Origin of the sequence: Paludibacterium sp. B53371, from assembly GCF_018802765.1 — a bacterium.
In the GTDB taxonomy this organism is placed as follows: Bacteria; Pseudomonadota; Gammaproteobacteria; order Burkholderiales; family Chromobacteriaceae; genus Paludibacterium.
The window spans coordinates 2,839,809-2,863,802 of record NZ_CP069163.1; the positions used below are offsets into that span (position 1 = coordinate 2,839,809).

Consider the following 23,994-nt stretch of genomic DNA (forward strand, 5'->3'; position numbering starts at 1 on the left):
TCCGCTCAGTCAGCCATTGTCGCCAGCCAGCGCCTGCAGCCGATGCAGGTGACCGGCGATGTCCAGCCCTTCCGCATACTGACCGGCAATGCGTTCGGCGGCACTGCCGACCAGACTCAGAACGATGTTTTCCTGGTGGTCGGTCAGTCCCAGTGTCGGGAATGCCATCTGCAACTCAGTCAGGGTACTTTCCAGCCAGGCTTCGGTCTGGCTCTGATGGCGATGAAAGGTGGCATCGATCTCGGCCAGCGCCGCCATGGCCTGCTCGCCAAAATGCGCCCGGGCGCGTTCGCGCACGCGCAGCTGGTTCATGGCCTCGATCATGCGCAGGCAGGCCTGCCCCCCCTCGGCCAGCATCGCCAGATGGTCGCGCAGCCGACCGGCCCGATCCGGTTCCTGATCCGGCATATTCTTGATCAGCAAGGTCAGCCCCCCGTAATTGAACACCGACTGCCGTCCCAGACTGACAATGCGCTCGCCGGTGGACAGCAGATCCAGCACGCCGGCCTCGACCCGGGTCAGTACCCCCTGCTGGCTGCGGCCATACACCCCGGCGCTGGTCTGCAGCCGCACGCAGGCCGCCAGACCGCTTTCGTCGCTGACGGCAAAGCAGCGACGCAAAATCCCCAGCAACACCCCCAGCTCACTGGCCGAAGACATGGCCGTCATCGCCACGCCCATGGCATCCCGCGCCCCGCTTTCCAGTCGCAGACGCTCGGCCACGTTCTTCAGGGTCAGCGACACCTTGGCGCGCAGCTCATCCGGTTCGACCGGCTTGCCGATGAAATCCTCACCACCGGCCTCATAGGCGGCCAGCCGGTCAGACAGGCTGACATTGGCCGAGATGAACACCACCGGCACCTGGGCCAGGGCGGCATGCTGCTTGAGCTGGCGACAGACCTGAAAACCGTCCTGATCCGCCAGGGTAATATCCAGCAACACCAGGGCCGGCACATACTCGCGCGCCAGCATCAGGGCATCGGCCCCGCTTTCTGCCTCCAGCAGGCGATAGTGCGGCGTCAGGGCATCGGCCGTCAGCATGCGGTACATCGGATCATCATCCACCAGCAGGATGGTCTTGATTTCACTCATGGCGCTTCCTTTGCAGCCAGGCTTCGTTGGTCAAAGAAACGCAGCGCCGGGCCGAACTCAAAGCTGTCGACCAGCCGCAGCAGATATTGAAAATCCTCTTCATGCATCCAGAGAAACGCCGCGCGCTGTTGTGCCAGCCAGGCGGCACTCTCGACATCATGCGTCTGCAGACGGTGACGCAGGCGCTGTTCGGCAGCCTCCCCGTCCTCGGCAGCCTGCGGACCGAGCAGAACGCGCTCCAGCCGCGCCACTTCATGGCACAGCGCCCCGCAGTCTGCCTGCGCCGGGGTGTCGCCGCGCAACACCCCCTCCAGTCGCTCAGCGGCCAGACGCAACGCGTCCGCCCCCAGGGACATGCCTGTGCCCTTAAGGGTATGCACGATGCGGGTCGCCGCGCTCAGATCCCCGCCGGCCAGCAAGGCCGGCAAGCCGGCCGCCAGCGGCACATGGTGCTGCAGGAACATGCCCAGCACGCGCTCGATGGTGTCGGGATTGCCCTTGGTCATCTTTTCCAGGTAGGCAAAATCCACCAGCCCGGCTTGCTGCAGCCGCTGCCCCAGCGGGCCGAAGAGCGCCGCCGGAGCCTCCGGCAAGGCAATACGCTCGGCATCGCTGGCAGCTGCCGCCGGCAGGTAGCGCGCCAGGCGCTCGCGCAGCACCAGCGGCTCGATCGGCTTGCTGAGAAAGTCGTTCATGCCGGCCTGCAGGCAGGCATCGCGGTCTTCGGCATAGGCGTTGGCGGTCAGGGCCAGGATCGGCAAATGACGTGTCTGAGCGAACTGACGCAGCTCGCGGGTGGCACTGAGGCCATCCATCACCGGCATCTGCATGTCCATCAACACCAGATCGAACGACTCGTCCAGACAGGCGGCCACCGCACTCTGGCCATCGCCAACCACCTTGCAGCTCAGCCCCAGATCCTGCATCAGTCCCTGCATGAAATCCTGGTTGAGCGGATTGTCTTCGGCGATCAGCACATGTCCGGCAAACCGCAGTGGTACCGGCAGGTCCCCTGTCTCCTCGGCCAGCACCGCTTCCGCCTGCGGCGTCTCCATGGGGCGCAGCGGCAGGGTCAGCCAGAAGCAGCTGCCGCCACCGGGCCGGCTCTCGCCTCCGACCGAACCGCCCATCAGTTGCGCCAGACTGCGGCTGAGCGCCAGGCCGAGGCCGGTGCCACCGAAACGTCGGGTAATCGAGGCATCCGCCTGGACAAAAGGCACGAACAGCCGGGCAAATTGGGCCGGGTCGATCCCGATGCCGCTGTCCAGGACCTCGAAGCGCAGCCACACCAGCTCACCCTCCCGGCCCTCCTCGCGCACCACCAGTTCGATCCGGCCCTCGGCGGTAAATTTGGCAGCATTGCTGACGAAGTTCCCCAGAATCTGTCCGATGCGCAGGCTGTCCCCCAGCCAATTGGCCGGCACCGTCCCCTCGACCCGGATTTCGAAGCTGACCGGCTTGTCGGCCAGCCGCGGCATCACCATATCGCGGATGAATTCCAGCAAGGGTTGCAGGCTGAATGGCTCGCTGTGGATTTCCACATGGCCGGCCTCCAGTTTGGAGAAGTCCAGCACATCATTGATGATGGCCAGCAGGTGCTGAGCCGCGCTGTCGATCTTGTCCAGCCAGGCCTGGGCACGCGGATTCTGCTCCTGGTTGCGCACCAGATGGGCGAAACCGACGATGGCATTGAGCGGGGTGCGGATTTCATGGCTCATATTGGCCAGAAAGGTACTCTTCAGCCGGGTGGCACTTTCGGCCGCTTCCTTGGCCTCCAGCAAATCACGGGTCCGCTCCTCGACCAGCGCTTCAAGATGGTGACGATGCGCCTCCAGCTCGGCGCTGGTGCGCTTGCTGTCGGTCACGTCCTGCGCCACGCCAACGTATTTGCCGACCAGCCCCTCCGCATCAAACAGCGGCGAAATGACGTAAAAAACCTGATACTCACGGCCATCTGGTCGTTTCTGACTCACTTCACCCTGCCAGGGCTGGCCGCCCTCGGCGTTGCGCCAGGGCATGGCCGAAACCGTCCCCTGATCAGCAGACTGCCACAGCGCCTGCAACGCCATCTCCTTGAGCTCGGCATTCGGCAGGCCGGTCAGTTGCTCATAGGCACGGTTGGCATACTCGATCTGTCCGTCGCGGTCGATCATGACAAACCCGACCGGACTCTGACCGATGGCCTGCGACAGCTCCAGCAGGGTCTGCTCGTAGGCCTCGCGCTGTGTCACATCGCGGCCAATGGCCATGAAGTATTTGCCCTCGGGCAGGCTGACGGTCGCCAGCGTCACTTCGAGCGGGAAGTGACTGCCATCACTGCGCTTCGCGCGCACCTTGCGCCCGCCGGCCATGCTGCGGCCATAAACTTCTTCACTGGCAAAGCGCTCGAAAAGGCGGGTATGGCGCTCGTGACTGTCAGTCGCCATCAGAATCGACAGCGGCTGCCCGATCAGGTCGGCAGTGCTGTAGCCAAACAGCTGGCCGGCGGCCGGGTTGGCCGAGACGATGGTCTGCTGGCTGTCGACGGTGATGATGGCATCCGGGGCATTGAACACCAGTCCGACATACCGCGCCTGCATGGCGCGCAGGCGCAGGGCGGTTTCACGCTCGCTGCTGATATCAGAGAAAGTGCAGACGCACATGCACTCGCCCGAGCTGGGCTCCTGCATCGGGTGGGCGTTGATCTCGATCCAGCGGGTATCTCCGCTGGGCAGATTCACCCCCATGATCACCCGCTCGATCGCCACACCATGCTCCAGCACCTGCATGGCCGGGTGATCCCCCCCCGGAAACGGGCGGCCATCTTCATGAATGCAGTGCCAGGCAGGGTCGAGCGAGCTGCGGCCGAGCAACTGAGACTCCTCCAGGCCGAGAATTTCCAGCGCCCGCCGGTTGTGGCCGACGATATGGCCATTGGCTGCCTGGATGACAATCCCTTCGTTCATCGACTCCAGCACGGTATCCAGGCGAAGCTTGGCGGCCGACAGCAGGCGTTGTTCCTGTTGCCGCTGCCAGGCGGCCGCCGCCATGATCAGCGCAGGCAAGGGCGTCAGCAGCAGCGGCAGAGCCGACATGGCCTGATCGGCCTCGGTGAGTACCGGCGGTGGCAGATACAGGCCACTGGCCAGTGCCCAGCTCATCAACAGGGTCTGCAACCACAGCAGGATGAACAGCTCATTCAGGCTGAGCAGCAGGCTGGCCAGTACTTCGACGGCAATAATGACTTCGAACGGGGAGGACAACAGACGCAGCGCCAGCCAATCCAGCAAGGTCACCAGCAACAGGCCGCCACCAAAGTGCAGGATCGCCGGCATGCCCGGGCCGCGCAGCTGATTCGGCTGACTCAGCCACAGCGCCAGCGGCAAGGCCGTCAGGGCGCCCAGCATATGTCCCTGACCGAATAACAGCGCCTGGGCGGCAAACCCCTCGCCATATCCCCAGGTCGACACCACGGCGCCGGCCACACCACCGAGCATGGCAGGCAGGATGGCACCGACACTCAGCGTGAGCACCATCTGCATGGCCCCGGCATGGAAACGGGAGGGCAGATCAAAATGGCGCAGCAGGGCAATGGTACTGAGCACTTCCAGTATGGACATCACGGCCGCCGGCAGTCCGCTGCCCAGTCCGCCTATCCATTGGCAACCAGCCAGCCCCAGCAGCAGCACGGGCAGGCTGCGCCGCCAGGGCAGGCGGCACAACATGCCGGCCAGCCAGGCATTGGCCGGCCACCAGGCCAGCGCGGCCAGGGCATGCCGGTCCAGCCAGACGGCCAGCAGCGCCAGCAACCAGCAGCCCGCCAGAGTGCGCAGTTCAAGTCGTCCGGGCATGGAGACCTTCCTCAAACCTGGCGGTGCGGCACCACACGATCAGCTCGCCACACTGCTGCATAACCCACAGGCCAGCACACTGCCAATGCATGCCCCCTCCCGAATTCTGGAACCGCCCATGAAGATGGTCGCTGCCTGCGATCTAGTCGAGACAACCTTTATTCCAAAAATATAGGAAGAAAAACAAAATAATTACAGGTGCATCAAGCATTTAGCACGGCCAGACACCGCAACTCAGTGCCACCAGGCTTTGAAGCGCGCCCAGGGGCCACGCTGATAGAAGGGAACAACGGATTGATGAAAGTAGTCGGCCAGGCCACCCTCATTGGCATGAATCTGCAGCAGGTCGGCCACTTCGCCGGCGGGCAGCAGGTCAGCCAGCACATTGCCGGCTTCGCGCAAGACCTGCTCGATATCGCCCTCGCCCTCCAGGCCGATCACCAGGTGTGGCTGCTCGCTCTGACTGGTGTCGTGCATCAGCGCCAGATAGGCGCGCTGCACAGGCGGATGCTTGAGCAACAGGGTAGACAGCGCCTGCTTGAGATCCTGCGGGTCATGCAGAGGCTGTCCCAGCAATACGCTCGTTTGCTCGCGGATTTCGCGCTGCTCCGGCGCATGGGTCAGACCGCTGGCCAGCAGCTCGCGGATTTCTGCGGCCTCGAATGACTTGCCGCAGTCCGAGCCGGGATTGAGATCCAGTGCGCTGCCCAGTGTCAGCACGAACAGCGAGCGGGCCGGCAGCGCCAGGTAGCGGCTCTCTTGCTCGATGGCCTGCTGCAGCAAGCCGAGCGAGGTGAAGAAGGGAATGGTACTGACCCCGTCCGGACGCTGCCAATGCTGGATATGCAGCTGGCTGCCGGCCTGTATGGTCGTTTCGCCCGGCCCCAGATCGGTATGGCCGATGATGAACACTTCGGCCTGCAGCAGCGCCGCGAAAAACGCCGGCCGATGCGCCGGATCGGCGGCAGCCTGGCGCAGCAAAGCTTCCAGTGGACTTTCGCGAATCACCTCCATCAGTCGCCATCCTCTCCCGCAAACTCACCCAGGCCGGCCGGATTGAGTACCAGAATCTCTCTGCCGTTCACCTGGATCAGCTGCGCCGTCATTAACCGCTGCAACATGCGCGAGAAGGTTTCCGGCGTCAGGTTGAGGCGCGAGGCAATCAGGTTTTTATTCAGCGGCAGGGGAAACGCCTGTGACGGCTCGCCGGCCTCGCGCCAGCTCTGCAGCAGATAGCCGCTGACACGCTGCAAGGTGCTTTCGGTCGAGTAGCGCTCGACATCACGCACCAGGCCGTGCAGTCGCATCGACATGCCGGCCAGCAGGCGCCGGGCGAAATCAGCATCCGCCGACAAGGCCTGCAGAATGCCATCCGCATCAATTTTCAGCAGCAAGGCATCATCCAGACATTGCGCCAGCACCGGCATCGGGTAGCCAAGAAACATCACCGCCTCGGCAAAACTCTGCCCGGGCTGGATCACCTCCACGACCTTCTCGCTGCCCTGAGCAGAGAACAGCGACAGCTTGACGCGACCGAAGACCACCACATACATGCCATCGCAGGGATCCCCCTTCTGAAACAGCACCTGCCCCTTGTCGGCGCGCACTTCCTGCGCATGCGGCAGCAAGGCGCTCAGTTGCTCGGGCGAGAGCGCCTGGAACAGGGGTTGGTGACGCAACAGGGCAGCAATATCGACGTGGGGCATGGGATCTTGAAATCCTTGATTCAAATCATTCTGGCTAATAAGGGCGTGCCGACATACTGCCACGCAATGTCTGATGCTTCACTCATTTTTGATTTCCGGAAGGCGATGCCATGAATGCCATAGAAAGACTGATCGACCAACACCGTGCCTGTGATGCCCATCTGGTGGACTGCGAGTCTGCCGTGCGCGCCGGCCAGTGGCAGCCGGCCCTGAGCCATTGGCAGGCTTTCGAAACTGCCATGCTGGCGCACTTCACACTGGAGGAGACACAGCTGTTTCCGGCTTTTGAAGACGCGACCGGTATGCGCATGGGGCCGACCGTGGTAATGCGCAGCGAGCATGAGGAAATGCGCGCGTTGTTGACCGATGTGCAGGCGGCGCTCAGCCAGCAGGATGCCGCCGCCTTTCTCGGCCATGGCGAGACGCTGCTGATCCTGATGCAGCAACATAATATGAAAGAAGAAAACGTTCTCTATCCGATGTGCGGCCAGCATGTGGCCGGGCTGGAGTCGATGGTGGCCGAGCCATGAACGCCCGCGACTTGCGTCATCTGGTACCGCCACAACCGATGGAGATCATTCTGGAAGACATTGAGTCACTGCAGGCAGGCCAGGCGCTGGCGTATATCCTGCCGCACCACCCGGTGCCACTGTTCCCGCTGCTGAACCAGGCCGGAGTACAGCATCACTGCAGTCTGACCGAGGATGGTGGGGTGCTGATCACCCTGACCCGGACATGATCGGCAGCACACTGGACTACGACAAAGCGCCACCGCTTTGGCTGCCGACAGGTTTTTTCCTGGCGGCCATTGGCTGGCTGCTGGTGCTGGCGCTCAGCCTCGCCGCCGCCAGTCCGCTGGCGGCGGATCGCTATCAGCCGCTGGTCGTCGCCCTGACCCACATGCTGGCACTGGGCGTGCTGGGCAACATCATGCTGGGCGCCTTGCTGCAATTGCTGGCCGTGCTGGCCGGCGTGGCGCTGACGCGACCGATACGCCTGCTGTGGACAGTGTGGCTACCCTGGCAGGCCGGCGTCGCGCTGCTGTGCCTGGGCTTCGCCCGGGGCTTCAGCCCGGACGAACTGCTGGCCGGAGCGATAGGGCTGGCACTGGCGCTGGCGGTGTTTCTGACACACGGCATCGTCGGACTGCATCGTTCTCCGGCGCGCGATGGCGGCAGCCGCGGCATGTTGCGCGCCATGACGGCACTGATGGTCACCGCCCTCCTCGGACTGGCGATGGTGGCCACCCTGCGCGGCAGCGTGGCACTCCCCTTGTTGCCCCTGCTGCACAGTCATGTGCTGTGGGGCGGGATCGGCTGGCTGCTCGGCCTCTTGATCGCGATCAGTCAGACCGTGTTGCCGATGTTCCTGATCACACCGGCTTATCCGCGCCCGGTGCGCTGGCTGAGTGCGGCCCTGCTGCCACTCTTGCTGCTGGCCACACTGTGGCGCCTGCTGGCTCCCGCCATGCCGGATCCCTCTGCGCTGGCACTGTGGCTGGCCGTCATGCTCTATGGCGCCCTCACCCTGCGCCTGCTGCAGCAGGCGCGGCGCCCGCAGGACCCGGCACGACGCAGCTGGCAGCGGGCCGTCTGGTGTCTGCCCGCATCGGCACTGCTGGCCCTCGTCGCCTGGTGGTCCCCAGCTGCTTGCTGGCCGCTGCTGGCGGGGTGGCTGTGGCTGGGCGGGCTCGGCTTCGGCGTCATGCTGGCCATGCTGGGCAAGATCGTGCCTTTCCTGTGCTGGCTGCACCTGAAGGCCCTGCAACCGCCGCGCGGTGCCCTGCCCTCCACGCACGGCTTCCTGAGCGAGCAGGTACAGCAACGACTGGGCTGGCTGCATGCGCTGTGGCTGGCAGGCGGGATCGGCTGGTGCCTGTCCCCCGCACTCTGGCAAGGTGTGTTTGCGGCATCCAGTACCCTGCTGGCAGGCAGTCTGGCCTGGCTGGCCTGGCGCATCACCCGGCAATACCGCGCGCTGTGCCGGCAGTTTCTGGCCGACGCGCCGCACCCAGCTAGCCACTATTAGCCACCACATGCATAATTAGCCATCACATAGCTAAAGGTGGCTGACATGCCGGATGATGCCCTGCACTACCCGCGTCAGAAACTGGCCGAATCGGTGTTGATGATGCTCGACAGCGGCCTGTCTTCTGCCCTGACGCTGTTTGCGCCGCGCCGCATGGGCAAGACCGAATTCCTGCTCAAGGATCTGTTGCCGCTGGCGGAACAGCATGGCTGGCGCGTCGGCTATCACAGTTTCATGGAGGATGACGGCCATGGCGGGGCTCACCACTTTCCGGCCATGCTGGCCGCCTTTGCCGACGAGGAACACTGGCTGGCGCGGACGCTGGACAAGATCGGCAGTCATCTGCTGATCCGTGGCCAGTGGGGGCCGGCCAGCATTGAAAACCGTCCGCCATCCCCGACGGCACCGCTGCCCGCCGTCAGCCAGTTGATCGGCGACCTGGCCGCACAGAAGAAACCGGTCCTGTTGCTGCTGGATGAAATCCAGGAGCTGGCTCGCCGCAGTGGCAGCGCGACGCTGATCGCCTCGCTGCGCACGGGACTGGATCTGCATCGTGACCGGGTCAAGGTGATCTTTACCGGCTCATCACAAGCCGGCTTGCGCGCCATGTTCGGCGATGCCCGTGCCCCGTTTTTTCACTTTGCCACCCTGATCGACTTCCCGCCGCTGGACGAAGGCTTCACCCGCCACATGGCGCAAGGCTACCAGCGCATCACCCGTCGCCCCCTGGATGAGGCCGCGTTGTGGCAGGCCTTCCTGCAACTGGGTCGGGTCCCACTGCATCTGCGCGCGCTGGTGGAAGAGCTGGCATTGAACCCCGAGCGCACGCTGACCGAGGCCCTGACGGCACGGCTGAACCTGTTGTCGGATACCAGCGCCTTTGAAAGCCGCTGGCTGGGGCTGGCGCCGCTGGAGCAAAGCCTGTTGCGCGCCATTGCCGCCGGCCAGCACAGCCCGTATCGCCAGGGCAGCCGGGTGGCACTGGCGGCCGAGCTGGGCCTGCCGACGCTGACGCCCTCTCAGGTTCAGACGGCACTGCGCAAGCTGGAGCGGCGGGATGTGGTGACCCGCGACGCGCAGGGCTGGCGTCTGGCCGATCCGGTCTTTGCCGAATGGCTGAAGGAACACGACTGACACCTCTCCCGGGCAGACCGGAACATACCATCCGGTCTGCTTGGTAAATATCGACCTATATCAAAACGGCTTTCTTTTTGACGTGAAACAATGATTATTTGATAGTCGATAGTTATTTTTAGCTAGAACATTTAACCGTAATGGTTATTATTCTGATATCTGACCGGTAGCAAGCATGGACGGTTGCCGTGTCGCCGACGTGCCACCTGTCAACGGGGTATTTCTCGCCCGGACAGACACATTAACCATGAGTCAATGATCTGCAACCGGCATTCGGGCAGCCGCAGCCTGCCCCGCCTGTTGCGATCACCAGTCCTGGTGACTGGTTTGCCGAGGTGCCAGATGCTGGGATCGTTAGTGGATGATGCGCGGGTAGATGCCTTGCTGGGGTTTTTTGAGCGCCTCGGACAGCAAGCTTTCTTCATCGCCATCCGCCGCGGCCTGGCTTTCTCCCTCCCGCCGATCATGGTCGGTGCCCTGATCATTCTGTTGCGCCACTTTCCCTCGCTGGTTCTGCAACGCTTCTTCAGCCAGCTATTGGGCGAACAATGGTTTGCCACCCTGGATGACGTGGCCCAGGTGGCCTTCAGCATGGTCCCGCTGGCGATTCTGGCCGGCTATGCCAGTACCCGGACCGAGATGTTCAACGAGCAGCACCAAAGCCGCACGGCCATCCCCCCGCTGATTACCTCGGTCGTGATGATGGCCTGCCTGCTGATTGTGTCGGTGCCGGGCAGCACCGGCAGCTGGTCGGGGGTGCTGTCGGTGGAGCGCGGCTTGCTGGCGGCCATTGTCATCGCCGCCCTGGGCAGCCCGCTGTTTCTGAGTCTGGCGAGCATACCGCGTCTGCAACTGTCGCTCGGCTCGGCGGGCTTCGACCCCATGGTGCGCGATATCGTGGCCATGACCCCGGCGGCCATGTGCACCATCCTGCTGTTTTGCGGTCTGCGTGCCCTCCTGCTGGCCTGGGGATTCGACGATCTGCATGCCTACCAGACCCATCTGCTTGGGCTGATTTTTACCGGCCATCAGGACCCGCTGCACTTTGTGCTCAGCTACGTCTCCATCGGGCAGCTGCTGTGGTTTTTCGGCCTGCATGGCCCGAACATCCTGGCGCCGGTGACCAACACCCTGCTGATTCCGTCCTCGCTGGCCAATGTCCAGATCGCCGGCCACGGCGCCGGCTCGTATTACATCGTCACACGCGAGTTCATCGATGCCTTTGCCCGTCTGGGCGGCTCGGGCAGTACGCTGTGCCTGATTGCCGCCATCCAGCTCGGCTGCCAGGATCGCGGGATACGCCGATTTGCCCTGTTTGCCCTGATCCCGGCGGCCTTCAACATCAATGAACCGCTGTTGTTTGGCATCCCGCTGATTCTCAACCCGGTCTACCTGATTCCCTTCGTCTGCGCGCCGCTGCTGCAGATCTGCCTGGCTTACGCCGCCACGCAGCTCGGGCTGATCCCCTGCACCACCCAGTTGACTGTCTGGACTACCCCGCCGCTGCTGAATGTCTATGCCATGACTCACTCGCTGACCGCGGTCTGGGTGCAGGGCTTGTGTCTGCTGCTGGGGACGCTGATCTATCTGCCCTTTGTCAGGTTGTCGGATACCCTGCGTGCGCGGCGCAGTCGTTTGTTGCTGCGTGCGCTGGCCAGTGCGGCGGAAATGACCGACGCGGGCGGTACAGAGCGCAAGGTGTTGAGTTTGCCTGGTGAGCTTGGCCTGCTGGCCGAGGCGCTGGCTTTCGATTTGCAAAAAGCCCTGCAGCACCCGGGAGAATTATTTCTCGAGTACCAGCCGCAAATCATGGCCGACCGTCGCGAGGTATACGGGGTGGAAGCGCTGCTGCGCTGGGCGCATCCGGTTTACGGCCGCATTCCCCCGCCGCTGGTGATTGCGCTGGCGGAAGATATCGGCTGCCTGGATGAGCTGGGCATGTTTGTCTTGTCCAGTGCCTGTCAGCAACGGGCCGCCTGGAGCGGCCTGGTACCGGCACAGCTGAAAATGTCGGTCAATATCTCGCCCAGACAGCTGATCAACCGGGAGTTTGCCACTCAGGTATTGCAGACCCTGTCCGGTTACCGGCTGGACGCGCCCTTGCTGGAGCTGGAGATCACCGAAACCACGGCGCTGGAGCCGGATGACTTCTCGTTGAGCGCCCTGCAGGACGTGCGCCATTCAGGCGTGCGGATTGCACTGGATGATTTCGGCATGGGACATACGTCGCTGCGTTATCTGCGGGATTTGCCCATCGACACCATCAAGATCGATAAATCACTGACCCGCTGCATCGGCGAGGAAACCTCCAGCCAGATCGTGCGCAGCATCGTTGAACTCAGCCACAGCCTGGCCATGGCCACCATCGTCGAAGGGGTGGAGGATGAGACCCAGCTGGCGCAGTGCCTAGCACTGGGCTGCGACTGCTTCCAGGGCTATCTGTTCAGTCCGCCCCTGCCGGCTGAGCGCTGCCTGGACTATATCCGCGCCCTGCCCGGCGACAACGTCCCGGGTCTGCCTGCAAACGATTAGACCCTAGGCCTGCAGCAAGGCCTGCAACATGCCGCTGGCCAGCCCGTCCGGCAAACTGTCCAGCAGTTGGCGAGCCTCTTCGATCTCCGCACGTTCAAACAGCATCGAGCCCAGCGCCGTCATGGTGTGGCGCTCTTGCGCCGTCATTCTGGGCGCCAGTTGTACCTGCATGATGGCATAGGCCATGGCACCGCTGCTGCGCTGTCCGTTGTAAGAATCCTTCTTGTTTGAAGCCATGTTTTGCAGCAGGCCGATCACGGCATCGTGACCGCCGGCCAGGGTGTTGTCATTCACGTCAGGGGCATCCATAAGCTAGACAGGACGGCAATATGCCATCGACATTAAGCATTTATAAAATGTGGTCAAAAACAAACATACCATTTGGTATTTTACGGTTTAATGTAGGAATAAAACACATAATTCTTTAGACTCTCTTGACGTGAATCTATAAAAAAACGGAGCAAAGAATGACTATCTCAAGGCGGCTGGTTTTGACCCTGCTGGTGGCGCTCAGCGCCCTGCTGATCGTCGGGGGCTATGGCATCTGGGAACTGGGCCGTAGCCAGACCAGCCACGAAGCCATGATGGATAATATTTTTCCCAGCATTGACGATATCACCAAGGCGCAGCATGGCCTGACCAATATCCGCGTCGGTATCCGCGACATCACGCTGGCCGCCAACGAGACCGAACTGGCCGATGCCAAGGCCAAAATTGAACTGGGCAAATCCAAAATTGATTCGGCACTGGATGATTACCAGCAGAAGAATATCTACAACGAGGAAGACCAGCAGGCGCTGAACAAGGTCAAAGACAGCTATAACCAGTTTTGGCAAGTGATTCAGCCCCTGGTGCAACACGCCTCGTCCATGTCTCATGAGCAGCAGATTGCGCAGCTGAAAAACGCCACCAAGGCGGCACGGGCCACGGAAGCCGCCATGGATGCCCACTATACCCTGAACAAGGTACTGACCAAGCAAGATGCCGCTGAAAGCCGCAAGGCCTATGAGACTTCCCGCCTGATCTCGCTGGCGGTCATTGCGCTGGCCTTCCTGGTGTCCGGCCTGCTGGCCGTGAGCCTGTACCGTGCCATCCGCACCGGTCTGGGCCAGATTCGCCAGGCCTTGCATCAGATCAGCGATACCCTCGACTTCAGCCAGCGCGTGGCGATCGTCCATCAGGATGAGGTCGGCGATGCCTGCCAGGCGCTGAACCGCCTGCTGGATACCTTGCAAACCAGCTTCAAGTCCTTGCGCCATGTAGCCGACGATGTCGGCAAGGCCTCGCTCGAGCTGAGCGCCACCGCCCAACAGGTGTCCACGGCCTCGGCAGCGCAAAGTGAGGCGGCGTCCAGCATGGCGGCCACCATTGAGCAGATGACGGTCAGCATCAACCATGTCGCCGAGCAGGCAGTCACCACCAAGGCCGGGACGGAAGAAGCCCGTGAACTGGTGCAGTCTGGTTCGGCCATCATTCGCCAGACGATTCTGGACATTCACGAAATCTCCAGCATGGTGAAATCCTCGGCCACCGACATTCAAAAGCTGGAGCAGGAAAGTGCCCAGGTCGGTACCGTGGTAAACGTGATTCGCGATATCGCCGACCAGACCAACCTGCTGGCCTTGAATGCCGCCATCGAAGCGGCGCGCGCCGGTGAGCAGGGGCGCGGCTTTGCCGTGGTGGCGGACGAGGTGCGCAAGCTCGCGGAGCGTACCACCAAGTCGACGCAGGAAATCGCTGCCACGATCGAGTCCATGGTCACCATGGCCAAGCGCACGGCGGAATCGATGGAAGCGGCCGACACGCTGGTGGAAACCAGTGTGTCGCGTGCCGATGAGGCCAGCCGGGCCATCGAGACGATTGGCGAGCATGCGGCGCACTCGGCCAGCAGTATTGGCGAAATCTCTGCGGCCATTCAGCAGCAGGGGGTGGCCAGCAACAATATCGCCATGCAGGTAGAACGTACGGCCCAGATGTCGGAAGAATCCAGTGCGGCTGCGCAGAATACCGCCGCCAGCGCACATCATCTGGATGCGCTGGTGCAGCAGCAGTTGCAGACGCTGTCGAACTTCAAATTGTGACCCCGCTTGCATGACAACTTGCTTTTTGCTTGATCCCGTAGATAATGGCGGCATTCAAGCAGTGGCAGGTTGTCATGTCCTTTTTTCACCATCGTCCCAAACAGCCTGAGCGCGTCAAGGCAGGACTGATTTCCGCCAGCATCGAACTGCTGGTCGGGGTGGGCCTGCATGCCGTGACGCTGGATGCCGTCTGCCGCCGGGCAGGGGTGAGCAAAGGCGCACTGATTCATCACTTCGAGAACCGTGCCGGCCTGCTCAATGCCGTGACCGACAGCTTGCTGGATGGTTTTCGCAGCCGTTTCGAACAAGCCTTGCAGCAGGAGCCGCCCGGCCCCGGGCGCTATACCCGCGCCTATATTCAAACAGCCTTTACCGATTCGGCCGACACCACCAAGGCCTTGGCCCTGTTGTCGCTGGCCTGGCCCTATTGCATCGAGCAATGTCGGCTGGTGCAGATGGCGCTGGAGGAGGAGGACGGTTGTGACACGCCGCTGGCCAATCAGTTGCTGTTGCTGCGACTGACGGCGGAAGGGATCTGGTATGCCCGTGTGCGTGGTTCGCCGGAGATGGATGCGGCAAAGAGCCGATTGTTGCTGCAGGGTTTGCGCGATCAGTGTCTGCAGTTGCTGGGCATGGTCAGCGGGGGGTGAAAGCCCCCCGGGGGCGCTACTGGCACTCGGCCTGCCAGTCCAGAGCCTGGATCCTGGCCATGTCCGCCGTGTTGTCCCGCTGGATGGCGGCGAGTTTTTCCTGCAGGTTTTCACCCGGGATCGCGGGGTACTGACGGGCAAATTGCAGGTTGACGATGCCTCCGCAGGCGGTGCGGGCAATCCAGACATCGGACTCGTAGGTTTGCAGTTTGGCGCTCCCGGCAACCGGCAGATAGATCATGCTGAATTGCGCCTGACTTTCCCCGACTTGTCGCATCTCATAGCGCGGCGGCGGATTTTCCTTTTGCAGGGCTTGTGCCATGCTCTGCATCCATTGCGCCATGCTCGACAGCTTGTTGACTTGTGTGATGGTCACCAGGCTGGTCCACTGCCAGTTCTGAACATCCTCTCCCTCAAGACCGTACTCCCAGGTGGACCGCATCACGCCGGTGTGGGAAAACGCCAGACGATAGGACTTGCCATCGAAAGCGAAGGTCTTCGGAGCGACAACACTGCCCGGCAGCGGATTGGCCATGCAGGCAGCAGCGGTCATGATGGTGGCGATGCTCAGCAGTACAGAGAGGCGATGGGTGTTCATGGTAGCCGGTGCCGGGTCAGGAGGTGGTGTTGAGTGGATGCCGACATTTTAGCAGGGCGGTGCAAGCATGGTCACTCGCTCGTTCTGTAATAGAACGCCTGCGTCAGCAACTTGCCTGAAGCGGATAGCGAAAAGGCTCTCAGCGGTTAACGCGCTGAGAGCCTTGATGTGTTTGGTGGGCCCTGCGGGGCTCGAACCCGCGACCAAAGGATTATGAGTCCTCTGCTCTAACCAACTGAGCTAAAGGCCCGTGGGGTGCGGATTATAACAAATCCGCACCGCCGTGCCACTAGCCTTTACTGATTGCCCGGTTCGTTGTCGAGGAAGCTGCGCAGGCGTTCCGAGCGGGTCGGGTGACGCAGTTTGCGCAGTGCCTTGGCTTCGATCTGGCGGATCCGTTCGCGGGTGACGTCGAACTGCTTGCCGACTTCTTCCAGCGTGTGGTCGGTGTTCATGTCGATGCCGAAACGCATGCGCAGCACCTTGGCTTCGCGCGGCGTCAGGGTATCGAGCACTTCCTTGGTGGCGTCCTTGAGGCTGGAATACATCACCGCTTCGGACGGCGCCAGGGTCACCGAGTCTTCGATGAAGTCGCCCAGATGGCTGTCGTCATCGTCGCCGATCGGCGTTTCCATGGAGATCGGCTCCTTGGAGATCTTCATGATCTTGCGGATCTTCTCCTCAGGCATTTCCATGCGCTCGGCCAGTTCCGCCGGATCGGGCTCGCGACCGGTTTCCTGCAGGATCTGACGGCTGATGCGGTTCATCTTGTTGATGGTCTCGATCATGTGCACCGGAATACGGATGGTGCGCGCCTGGTCCGCGATGGAGCGGGTGATGGCCTGGCGAATCCACCAGGTGGCGTAGGTCGAGAACTTGTAACCGCGGCGGTATTCGAACTTGTCCACCGCCTTCATCAGCCCGATGTTGCCTTCCTGGATCAGGTCGAGGAACTGCAGGCCACGGTTGGTGTACTTCTTGGCAATCGAGATCACCAGACGCAGGTTGGCCTCGATCATTTCCTTCTTGGCGCGCCGTGCCTTGGATTCACCGGAAGACATCTGCCGGTTGATTTCCTTCAGCTCCTTGATCGGCAGCATGGCCTTTTCCTGCAGCTCGGCCAGTTTCGACTGCTTTTCAATGATGGCGTACTTGAAGCGGGTCAGGGATTCCGACCACGCCTTGCCGGCATTGATTTCTTCTTCCACCCAGGTCAGGTTGCATTCGTTGCCCGGGAAGCACTTGATGAAGTGGGCACGATCCATGCGCACGCGGGTCACGCAGATGTCCTGGATGTCACGCTCGAAGGTACGGATTTCGTTGACGCGGCGGCGCAGCGATTCGCACAGGCTTTCGATCTGACGGGTGGAGAAGCGAACCTTCATGAACTCGGCCGAGATGGCTTCCTGCAACTGCAGATAGGCCGGGCTGTGCGAGCCGTTCTTGCCGAGCTCCACGACCATCTTGTCGAACAGGGCACGCACGGCGCGGAAGTGCTCCAGCGCCTGCTGCTTGAGTTCTTCCAGATTGGCACTGGCAGCGGCTTCGACATCGGCTTCGGCGTCGGCGTCTTCGGCATCTTCGTCGTCGATCAGCTCTTCTTCTTCGACCACCGGTTCGGCAAAGGCCACTTCTTCAGTGTCTTCGGCGTTGGGGTCGATGAAGCCGTCGACCACTTCGTCAACGCGAATTTCTTCGCGTTCGACGCGGTCGATCAGTTCCAGCACGTCGGCAATGGTGCCCGGACATGCCGAAATGGCCTGGATCATGAACTTGAGGCCATCCTCGATACGCTTGGCGATTTCGATTTCGCCTTCGCGCGTCAGGAGTTCGACCGAGCCCATTTCGCGCATGTACATGCGCACCGGGTCGGTGGTACGGCCGAATTCGGAATCGACCGAGGACAGCGCCGCTTCCGCTTCTTCAACCGCATCCTCGTCGGCCACCGCAGGCGCCGCATCGGACATCAGCAGCGTGTCGGCATCCGGGGCTTCGTCATACACCTGGATACCGAGACCGCTGATCATGGTCACGATGTTTTCGATCTGCTCGGCATCGGACACATCTTCAGGCAGATGGTCGTTGATTTCCGCGTAGGTCAGGTAACCGCGCTCTTTGCCCAGGGCAATCAGCTGACGCAGCCGCTTGCGCTGTTCTTCGAGGCTCATCGCCTGTTCCTGTACTTCCTTTTGATTTTCGGGAGAGGCCGCCATTTCGCTTCCTGCTTGAAAAAGCCGAAAAAAACAGTTGAGTATAGCACCGATGGGTTGAATTCAGGTCTTGCGACTCAGCAATTCGAGCATCAGTTTCGATTCTTCCGTTGTCAATCGCTCGCTCCGGGACTTCTGTTTTAGCCGATCAAGCTCGGCCTCGCGCAGCAGTTGCAGCAATTTCTCATTGCCATCGCGAAACTGCATTCTGTCGTCGTCGTCCGGTGCAGCGAATTCTTCCGGGTCTTGCATGGCCTGCTGCAGCACACCATCCACCAGCGACTCCCAGGGAGTACCGCGAATGGATTCGATCAGCTGCGCCGTGGTCAGGTCGGTTCCGTGCTCGCGAGCACGTTCGGCCAGCATGGCAAAACAGGCCAGGTCATCCGAGAGCGTCAGGCTGTCTGGCATTTGCACGTCTTCGGCCCAGTTCGGGTTCATCAGCAGCCATTTCAACTGGCGGCGTACGATGGACATCTGGGACGGCCTGACGGATCCGGCCGGCAAGCGGTATTCGCGCTTGCCCTTGCGCTCCGGCTTTTTGTTGCCCATCAGCATGTCGAATTCATCGACATCTATGCCGGCGAGTTCCGCCAGCCGCTTTTTGATGATCAGGCCAAGTGCCGGTGCTGCAATCTGTGCCAGAAGCGGCATGGCCTGACGAATCAGGTCGGCACGCCCTTCCGGCGAATTCATGTCAACGCGCGTGGTCAGTTCACGCGTGAAATAGGTCGAGAGCGGCAGGCTTTGTTCCTGCAACAGTGTCTCGAATTTCTCCCTGCCCTGTTCTCGGACAAAACTGTCCGGATCATGTTCTTCCGGCAGGAAGAGAAAATGTAGCGATTTGCCGTCCTGCAGCTGCGGCAGGCTGTTTTCCAGCGCACGCCAGGCCGCTTTCTGGCCGGCGCGGTCACCGTCGAAACAGAAATACACGTGGTCGGCATGGCGCATCAGCTTGCGCACGTGCTCGCCGGTGGTGGCGGTACCGAGGGTCGCGACGGCGTAATCGATGCCGTACTGCGCCAGGGCCACCACGTCCATATAGCCTTCGACCACCAGCACGCGGTTCTGGGCACGGATGCCCTGTCTGGCTTCGTACAGGCCGTAGAGTTCACGCCCCTTTTCGAACAGCGGGGTTTCCGGCGAGTTGAGGTACTTTGGCTCGCCTTTGCCCAGAACACGTCCGCCAAAGCCGATGATGCCGCCGCGCTGGTTGCGGATCGGGAACATCAGCCGGTCGCGGAAACGGTCGTAACGTCGTCCTTCTTCGTTCTGGATGACCAGTCCGGACTCCACCAGGCGTTCATCCTGGTAGTCACTGAAGATCGCCGCCAGGTTCTGCCAGCCATCAGGGGCATAGCCAAGGCCGAAGCGGGCGGCGATTTCGCCGCTCAGGCCGCGGCCCTTGCAGTACGAAACCGCATTGGGCGAGGACTTCAGTTGCTGCTTGTAATAGCCTGCGGCCTGCTGCAGACCTTCTTCCAGCGACAGCCGGCGTACGCGGGCGGCCTGTTCGGCCACCGGATCCAGGCTGCGCACCGCCTGCGGCACGGTCATGCCGACGCTTTCGGCCAGCAGTTTGACCGCATCGACAAAGCCCAGCCCCTGATACTCCATGACGAAGCCGATGGCGGAGCCGTGCGCACCGCAACCAAAGCAGTGATAGAACTGCTTGGACTGGCTGACGGTGAAGGATGGCGACTTTTCCTTGTGGAAGGGGCAGCACGCCAGGTAATTCTGCCCGCCTTTTTTCAGCGGGACGTAGCGATCCACCACGTCGACGATGTCGACGCGCGTCAGCAACTGATCGACGAAATCCTGCGGGATCACGGCAGCATGCAGCGCTTAGCGCGCCAGCCGGGCCTTGATGCGGGCGGAGACCGCTCCCATGTCGGCGCGGCCGGCCATTTGCGGCTTCAAGAGCCCCATGACCTTGCCCATGTCCTGCATCGAGGCGGCGCCGGACTGCTGCACGGCGGCTTCGATCAGGGCATCGATTTCGGCTTCACTCAGTTGCTGCGGCAGATAGGTAGTCAAGGTTTCCAGCTCGAAACGCTCTTTCTCCACCAAATCCATGCGACCCGCGGCTTCGTACTGGCTGATCGAATCGCGCAATTGCTTGCACATCTTGTCGATGACCGCCAGGATGGCCGCGTCGTCCAGCTCGATGCGCTCGTCGACTTCTTTCTGCTTCATGGCGGCCATGAGCAAACGAATGGCCGCCAGGCGCTCGGTTTCCCGCGCCTTCATGGCGGCCTTCATATCATCCTGGATACGGGCTTTGAGACTCATGCTTGACTGTCCAAATGAGGGGGATCGAAAAACCGGTCGTACAAACGGCAAAACCGCAGGTTAAACCTGCGGTCCTGCGGGACTGCCGAATGGCGAAGCGATTAGAACAGCTTCGGCGGCAGCATTTGGCTGCGGATGCGCTTGTAGTGGCGCTTTACGGCAGCAGCATGCTTGCGCTTGCGTTCGGTGGTCGGCTTTTCGTAGAACTCGCGGGCGCGCAGTTCGGTCAGCAGACCGGTCTTTTCTACCGAACGCTTGAAGCGGCGCATTGCAACTTCAAACGGCTCATTCTCTTTAACGCGAATGTGAGGCATTAACCATCATCCTTAAAAATTCAGATGAGCACAAAGCTCGAATAATCCAATATTGTAACCAATTGACGGACTTAATGAAAGCCCGAATACGACAGTGCAAGGCGACATCATCATGCCTTGCGGGTCGAAATCACCCCCAGACTCGGCGAACTTGGTGTAGCACTATAAAAACGTTTAGGCATCCGCCCTGCCCTGAAGGCAGCACGGCCAGCCTCAACAGCCTGTTTCATGGCTTGCGCCATGAGCACCGGATCGTTTGCTGCCGCGATCGCGGTATTCATCAGAACGCCGTCACAGCCAAGCTCCATGGCAATGGCCGCATCCGACGCGGTACCGACACCGGCATCCACCAGCACCGGCACATTAACCGATTCAATAATCAACCCCAGATTCCACGGGTTGATGATTCCCATGCCGGAACCGATCAGGCTGGCCAGCGGCATGATGGCGCAACAGCCAATGGCTTCGAGTTCGCGGGCCACAATGGGATCGTCGGAGGTATACACCATCACGTCGAAACCTTCGTTGACCAGCGTTTCGGCAGCCTTCAGCGTTTCACGCACATTGGGATACAGCGAGGTAGCATCACCCAGGACTTCCAGCTTGACCAACCGATGATCGTCGAGCAGCTCGCGCGCCAGCCGAAGGGTACGTACCGCCTCGTCCGCGCTGTAGCAGCCCGCCGTATTGGGCAGCAATGTATACCGGTTTTTAGGCAAAAAGTCGAGCAAATTCGGCTCGTTAGGGTTTTGCCCCAGGTTGACACGGCGGATGGCCACCGTAACGATTTCACACCCCGAGGCATCCAGAGCGTCCGCTGTCTGCTGGAAATCACGGTATTTCCCGGTCCCTACCAGCAGGCGGGAATCATAGCTTTTCCCTGCAATCACCAATTGGTCATTTTGCAACACTTGCACGATCTCCCGGTCAGCCACCGCCGACAGCAACCACAATCTCCAGCACATCCTGCGACGCCAGCGCGGTCTCGGCATGACGGCTGCGCGGCACGATTTCACCGTTCAGCTCCACGGCGATGCGCTTGCCGCCCAGTGCCAGTGCCGCAATCAGGTCGGCCACGGTAGCAACATTATCGAAGCGCTGGGCTTCGCCATTGATACTCAACTCAAGCATCGAACTCATTTCCTCTCGGCGCGCTGGACGAACTTCACCTGACCGATTTCGGTCAGCACCCGCTCCAGATGTGCCAGCCCTTCGACCTGCACGCGGAAGTGGATATGCAGGAAGTCGTCGCCCATATGGGTGTCGAGGGTATCGACGCCCTCGATATTGGCCGAGGCCAGCGAGATGGCCGTGGCGATTTCGGCCAGGGCACCGCGCTCCTTGCGAGCCAGGACACTGATGGTCGCGCCGAACATGCGGTCCTTCTGGGCATCCCAGGTGACGGCCAGCAGTTTGTCGGCATCGGCGCGCTTGGCATTGGGACAACCGGAACGGTGAATCACCAGCCCCTGCCCCTTGGTGATCACGCCGATGATGTCATCGCCGGGAATCGGGTTGCAGCAGGCGGACAGTTGCACCGAGCCACCTTCGTTGCCGCGGATGGCGACCGGCGCCAGGTGCAGGTCCTCGCCCAGCCGCTCGCCGGCCAGTTCGATCAGGCGGCGCGCAGCCACCACCGGCAGCAGCTTGCCGACGCCGATTTCCACCAGCATGTCCTGGAAGCTGCTCATTTTGTCGCCGTGCTCACGCAGATAGGCTTCGCGCAGGGCATCGTCGATCTGCAGCGGCTCGGCCGCCAGGGCACCGACGGCCTGGCGCAGCATTTTCTCGCCCAGCTGGGCGGCCTCGCTGCGCTGCATGCTCTTGAGGTAGCTGCGGATGCAGGAGCGTGCGCGACCGCTTTGCACGAAGCTCAGCCAGGACGGGTTGGGCTTGGCCTGGGTCGAGGTGATGATTTCCACCGTGTCGCCATTGCGCAGTACGGTACGCAGCGGCACCAGGGCATGGTTGACACGCGCGGCAATACAGCGATGACCGACATCGGTATGAACCGCATAGGCAAAGTCTACCGGGGTCGAGCCTTGCGGCAGCACCAGGATCTTGCCCTTGGGGGTGAAGACGTAGGCTTCGTCCGGGAACAGGTCGATCTTGATGTGTTCGAAAAATTCGACCGGATCATCGCTTTCCGCCTGGATGTCGAGAATGCTCTGCAGCCACTGATGGGTACGCTGCTGCGCCGTATCCAGACTGGCATCGCCGCTCTTGTACATCCAGTGCGACGCCACGCCGGCTTCGGCCACGCGGTTCATGTCGCGGGTACGGATCTGCATCTCCACCGGCGTGCCATAGGGGCCGAACAGGGTGGTATGCAGACTCTGATAGCCATTGCCCTTGGGAATGGCGATGTAATCCTTGAACTTGCCGGGGATAGGTTTGTACAGGCTGTGCAGGGCGCCGAGCGCCAGGTAGCAGCTCGGAATATCGTTGACCACCACGCGGAAGCCGTAGATATCCAGCACCTCGGAAAACGACAGGTGCTTTTCCTGCATTTTCTTGTAGATGCTGTAGAGGTTTTTCTCGCGCCCCTTGATCACCGCTTCGATATTACAGCTCACCAGCTTCTGGCTCACCGCCTGCAGGATCTTGTTGACCACTTCGCGCCGGTTGCCGCGCGCGGCCCGCACAGCCTTGTTGAGCACGTGATAGCGGTGGTAGTGCAGATGTTTGAACGCCAGATCCTGCAACTCGCGGTAAACGCGGTTCAGGCCGATGCGGTTGGCGACCGGGGCGTAGATCTCCAGGGTTTCGAGTGCGATGCGTTTACGCTTGTCCTCGCGCATCGAATCGAGGGTGCGCATATTGTGCAGACGGTCGGCCAGCTTGACGATGATGACGCGGATATCGCGCGCCATGGCCAGCACCATCTTGCGGAAATTCTCTGCCTGGGCGGTTTCGCGGGTCTGATACTCGAGGCGTTCCAGCTTGGAGAGACCATCGACCAGATCGGCGATGGTACGACCGAATTTTTCACTCAGCGTGGGCTTGCTGACCCCGGTGTCCTCCAGGACATCGTGCAGCAGCGCGGCGGCCAGCCCCTGGGCGTCGATGCGCCAGTCGGTGAGCATGGTGGCCACGGCCAGCGGATGGGTGATGTAGGGCTCGCCGCTCTTGCGGGTCTGCCCTTCATGCGCCTCGCGACTGAGGGCGAAGGCCTGCTGCAGCAGCTTGACATCATCCGGTTTCAGATAGCGCGCTGCAGCAGAAAAAAATGCCTCGGCGTCGCGCTCGATGATGGCTTGATAATCGATGGGCGAGACTGCGTCGGCATTCATGGGGTTGTGCTACCGTCCCGGATCAGGTGCGGCTACGGGTCAGAACTTCCTTGCCGACGTGGCCGGCGGCGATTTCGCGCAGGGCAACCACGGTCGGTTTGTGACGACCGGCATCCACGAATGCCGTGGCACCGGAAGCGACCTGACGGGCGCGGTAGGCTGCAGCCAGGGTCAGGTCGAAGCGGTTGGTGATACGGTCCAGGCAATCATCTACAGTAATACGGGCCATGTCGG

General features: G+C 61.6%; 21 protein-coding genes and 1 tRNA gene. 7 read left to right on the forward strand and 15 right to left on the reverse strand.

Annotation, left to right across the window (positions count from 1 at the left end; translation table 11 throughout):
• Positions 1 to 9 precede the first annotated feature (9 nt).
• From JNO51_RS13500 to JNO51_RS13515, 4 genes are all read right to left on the reverse strand, one after another.
• Positions 10 to 1,092, reverse strand: a complete 1,083-nt coding sequence (locus JNO51_RS13500) for a PleD family two-component system response regulator (protein ID WP_215778131.1) — start codon at positions 1,090 to 1,092, stop codon at positions 10 to 12.
• Positions 1,089 to 4,922 carry a PAS domain S-box protein gene (locus tag JNO51_RS13505; protein ID WP_215778134.1) on the reverse strand — a complete coding sequence of 1,278 codons (3,834 nt, stop codon included), beginning with the start codon at positions 4,920 to 4,922 and terminating at the stop codon, positions 1,089 to 1,091. The genes JNO51_RS13500 and JNO51_RS13505 overlap by 4 nt, the downstream gene beginning before the upstream one ends.
• Positions 4,923 to 5,156: 234 nt before the next feature.
• Positions 5,157 to 5,936, reverse strand: a complete 780-nt coding sequence (locus JNO51_RS13510; protein WP_215778137.1) for an enhanced serine sensitivity protein SseB C-terminal domain-containing protein — start codon at positions 5,934 to 5,936, stop codon at positions 5,157 to 5,159.
• Positions 5,936 to 6,628: a Crp/Fnr family transcriptional regulator gene (locus tag JNO51_RS13515; protein WP_215778140.1), complete on the reverse strand. Its 693-nt coding sequence runs from the start codon at positions 6,626 to 6,628 to the stop codon at positions 5,936 to 5,938. Before JNO51_RS13515 ends, JNO51_RS13510 begins: the two co-directional genes overlap by 1 nt.
• A 110-nt stretch (positions 6,629 to 6,738) precedes the next feature.
• Between JNO51_RS13515 and JNO51_RS13520 the strand changes: the two genes are divergently transcribed.
• The 5 genes from JNO51_RS13520 to JNO51_RS13540 all read left to right on the forward strand — a co-directional run bounded on the left by JNO51_RS13520 (position 6,739) and on the right by JNO51_RS13540 (position 12,322).
• A complete protein-coding gene (locus JNO51_RS13520; protein ID WP_215778142.1) occupies positions 6,739 to 7,158 on the forward strand; it encodes a hemerythrin domain-containing protein in 420 nt (139 codons plus the stop codon).
• On the forward strand, positions 7,155 to 7,367 hold the full coding sequence (locus tag JNO51_RS13525; RefSeq protein WP_215778145.1) for a DUF2249 domain-containing protein: 213 nt from the start codon (positions 7,155 to 7,157) through the stop codon (positions 7,365 to 7,367). The genes JNO51_RS13520 and JNO51_RS13525 overlap by 4 nt, the downstream gene beginning before the upstream one ends.
• A complete protein-coding gene (locus JNO51_RS13530) occupies positions 7,364 to 8,656 on the forward strand; it encodes a hypothetical protein (protein WP_215778148.1) in 1,293 nt (430 codons plus the stop codon). The genes JNO51_RS13525 and JNO51_RS13530 overlap by 4 nt, the downstream gene beginning before the upstream one ends.
• Before the next feature lie 45 nt (positions 8,657 to 8,701).
• A complete protein-coding gene (locus tag JNO51_RS13535) occupies positions 8,702 to 9,790 on the forward strand; it encodes an ATP-binding protein (protein WP_215778152.1) in 1,089 nt (362 codons plus the stop codon).
• A 342-nt stretch (positions 9,791 to 10,132) separates the two neighbouring features.
• A complete protein-coding gene (locus JNO51_RS13540; protein WP_215778156.1) occupies positions 10,133 to 12,322 on the forward strand; it encodes a PTS sugar transporter subunit IIC/EAL domain-containing protein in 2,190 nt (729 codons plus the stop codon).
• A gap of 3 nt (positions 12,323 to 12,325) precedes the next feature.
• Here JNO51_RS13540 and JNO51_RS13545 read toward each other — a convergent pair whose 3' ends face one another.
• Positions 12,326 to 12,616: a hypothetical protein gene (locus tag JNO51_RS13545; RefSeq protein WP_215778158.1), complete on the reverse strand. Its 291-nt coding sequence runs from the start codon at positions 12,614 to 12,616 to the stop codon at positions 12,326 to 12,328.
• Positions 12,617 to 12,789: 173 nt separating this feature from the next.
• Between JNO51_RS13545 and JNO51_RS13550 the strand changes: the two genes are divergently transcribed.
• Entirely contained in the window at positions 12,790 to 14,403 is a 1,614-nt protein-coding gene (locus JNO51_RS13550) for a methyl-accepting chemotaxis protein (protein ID WP_215778161.1), read from the forward strand.
• A gap of 74 nt (positions 14,404 to 14,477) precedes the next feature.
• Entirely contained in the window at positions 14,478 to 15,053 is a 576-nt protein-coding gene (locus tag JNO51_RS13555; RefSeq protein WP_215778164.1) for a TetR/AcrR family transcriptional regulator, read from the forward strand.
• A 16-nt stretch (positions 15,054 to 15,069) separates the two neighbouring features.
• Here JNO51_RS13555 and JNO51_RS13560 read toward each other — a convergent pair whose 3' ends face one another.
• From JNO51_RS13560 to rpoZ, 10 genes are all read right to left on the reverse strand, one after another.
• Positions 15,070 to 15,651 carry a hypothetical protein gene (locus tag JNO51_RS13560; protein WP_215778166.1) on the reverse strand — a complete coding sequence of 194 codons (582 nt, stop codon included), beginning with the start codon at positions 15,649 to 15,651 and terminating at the stop codon, positions 15,070 to 15,072.
• Positions 15,652 to 15,824: 173 nt separating this feature from the next.
• Positions 15,825 to 15,901, reverse strand: a tRNA-Ile gene (locus JNO51_RS13565).
• Positions 15,902 to 15,947: 46 nt separating this feature from the next.
• On the reverse strand, positions 15,948 to 17,864 hold the full coding sequence (gene rpoD / locus JNO51_RS13570; RefSeq protein ID WP_215778168.1) for an RNA polymerase sigma factor RpoD: 1,917 nt from the start codon (positions 17,862 to 17,864) through the stop codon (positions 15,948 to 15,950).
• Positions 17,865 to 17,924: 60 nt separating this feature from the next.
• Positions 17,925 to 19,691: a DNA primase gene (gene dnaG / locus JNO51_RS13575; protein WP_215778170.1), complete on the reverse strand. Its 1,767-nt coding sequence runs from the start codon at positions 19,689 to 19,691 to the stop codon at positions 17,925 to 17,927.
• 15 nt (positions 19,692 to 19,706) lie between these two features.
• Positions 19,707 to 20,153, reverse strand: a complete 447-nt coding sequence (locus JNO51_RS13580) for a GatB/YqeY domain-containing protein (RefSeq protein WP_215778171.1) — start codon at positions 20,151 to 20,153, stop codon at positions 19,707 to 19,709.
• Positions 20,154 to 20,254: 101 nt separating this feature from the next.
• On the reverse strand, positions 20,255 to 20,467 hold the full coding sequence (rpsU, locus tag JNO51_RS13585; RefSeq protein WP_133678739.1) for a 30S ribosomal protein S21: 213 nt from the start codon (positions 20,465 to 20,467) through the stop codon (positions 20,255 to 20,257).
• 110 nt (positions 20,468 to 20,577) lie between these two features.
• Positions 20,578 to 21,387, reverse strand: a complete 810-nt coding sequence (locus tag JNO51_RS13590; protein ID WP_371822934.1) for a thiazole synthase — start codon at positions 21,385 to 21,387, stop codon at positions 20,578 to 20,580.
• 7 nt (positions 21,388 to 21,394) lie between these two features.
• Positions 21,395 to 21,598, reverse strand: a complete 204-nt coding sequence (gene thiS, locus JNO51_RS13595; RefSeq protein ID WP_215778174.1) for a sulfur carrier protein ThiS — start codon at positions 21,596 to 21,598, stop codon at positions 21,395 to 21,397.
• A 5-nt stretch (positions 21,599 to 21,603) separates the two neighbouring features.
• Positions 21,604 to 23,760, reverse strand: coding sequence for a bifunctional (p)ppGpp synthetase/guanosine-3',5'-bis(diphosphate) 3'-pyrophosphohydrolase (locus JNO51_RS13600; protein WP_215778177.1), 2,157 nt, complete (start codon positions 23,758 to 23,760; stop codon positions 21,604 to 21,606).
• 22 nt (positions 23,761 to 23,782) lie between these two features.
• Complete coding sequence (gene rpoZ, locus JNO51_RS13605; protein ID WP_215778180.1) at positions 23,783 to 23,989, reverse strand: DNA-directed RNA polymerase subunit omega; 207 nt, start codon at positions 23,987 to 23,989, stop codon at positions 23,783 to 23,785.
• Between the last annotated feature and the right edge of the window lie 5 nt (positions 23,990 to 23,994).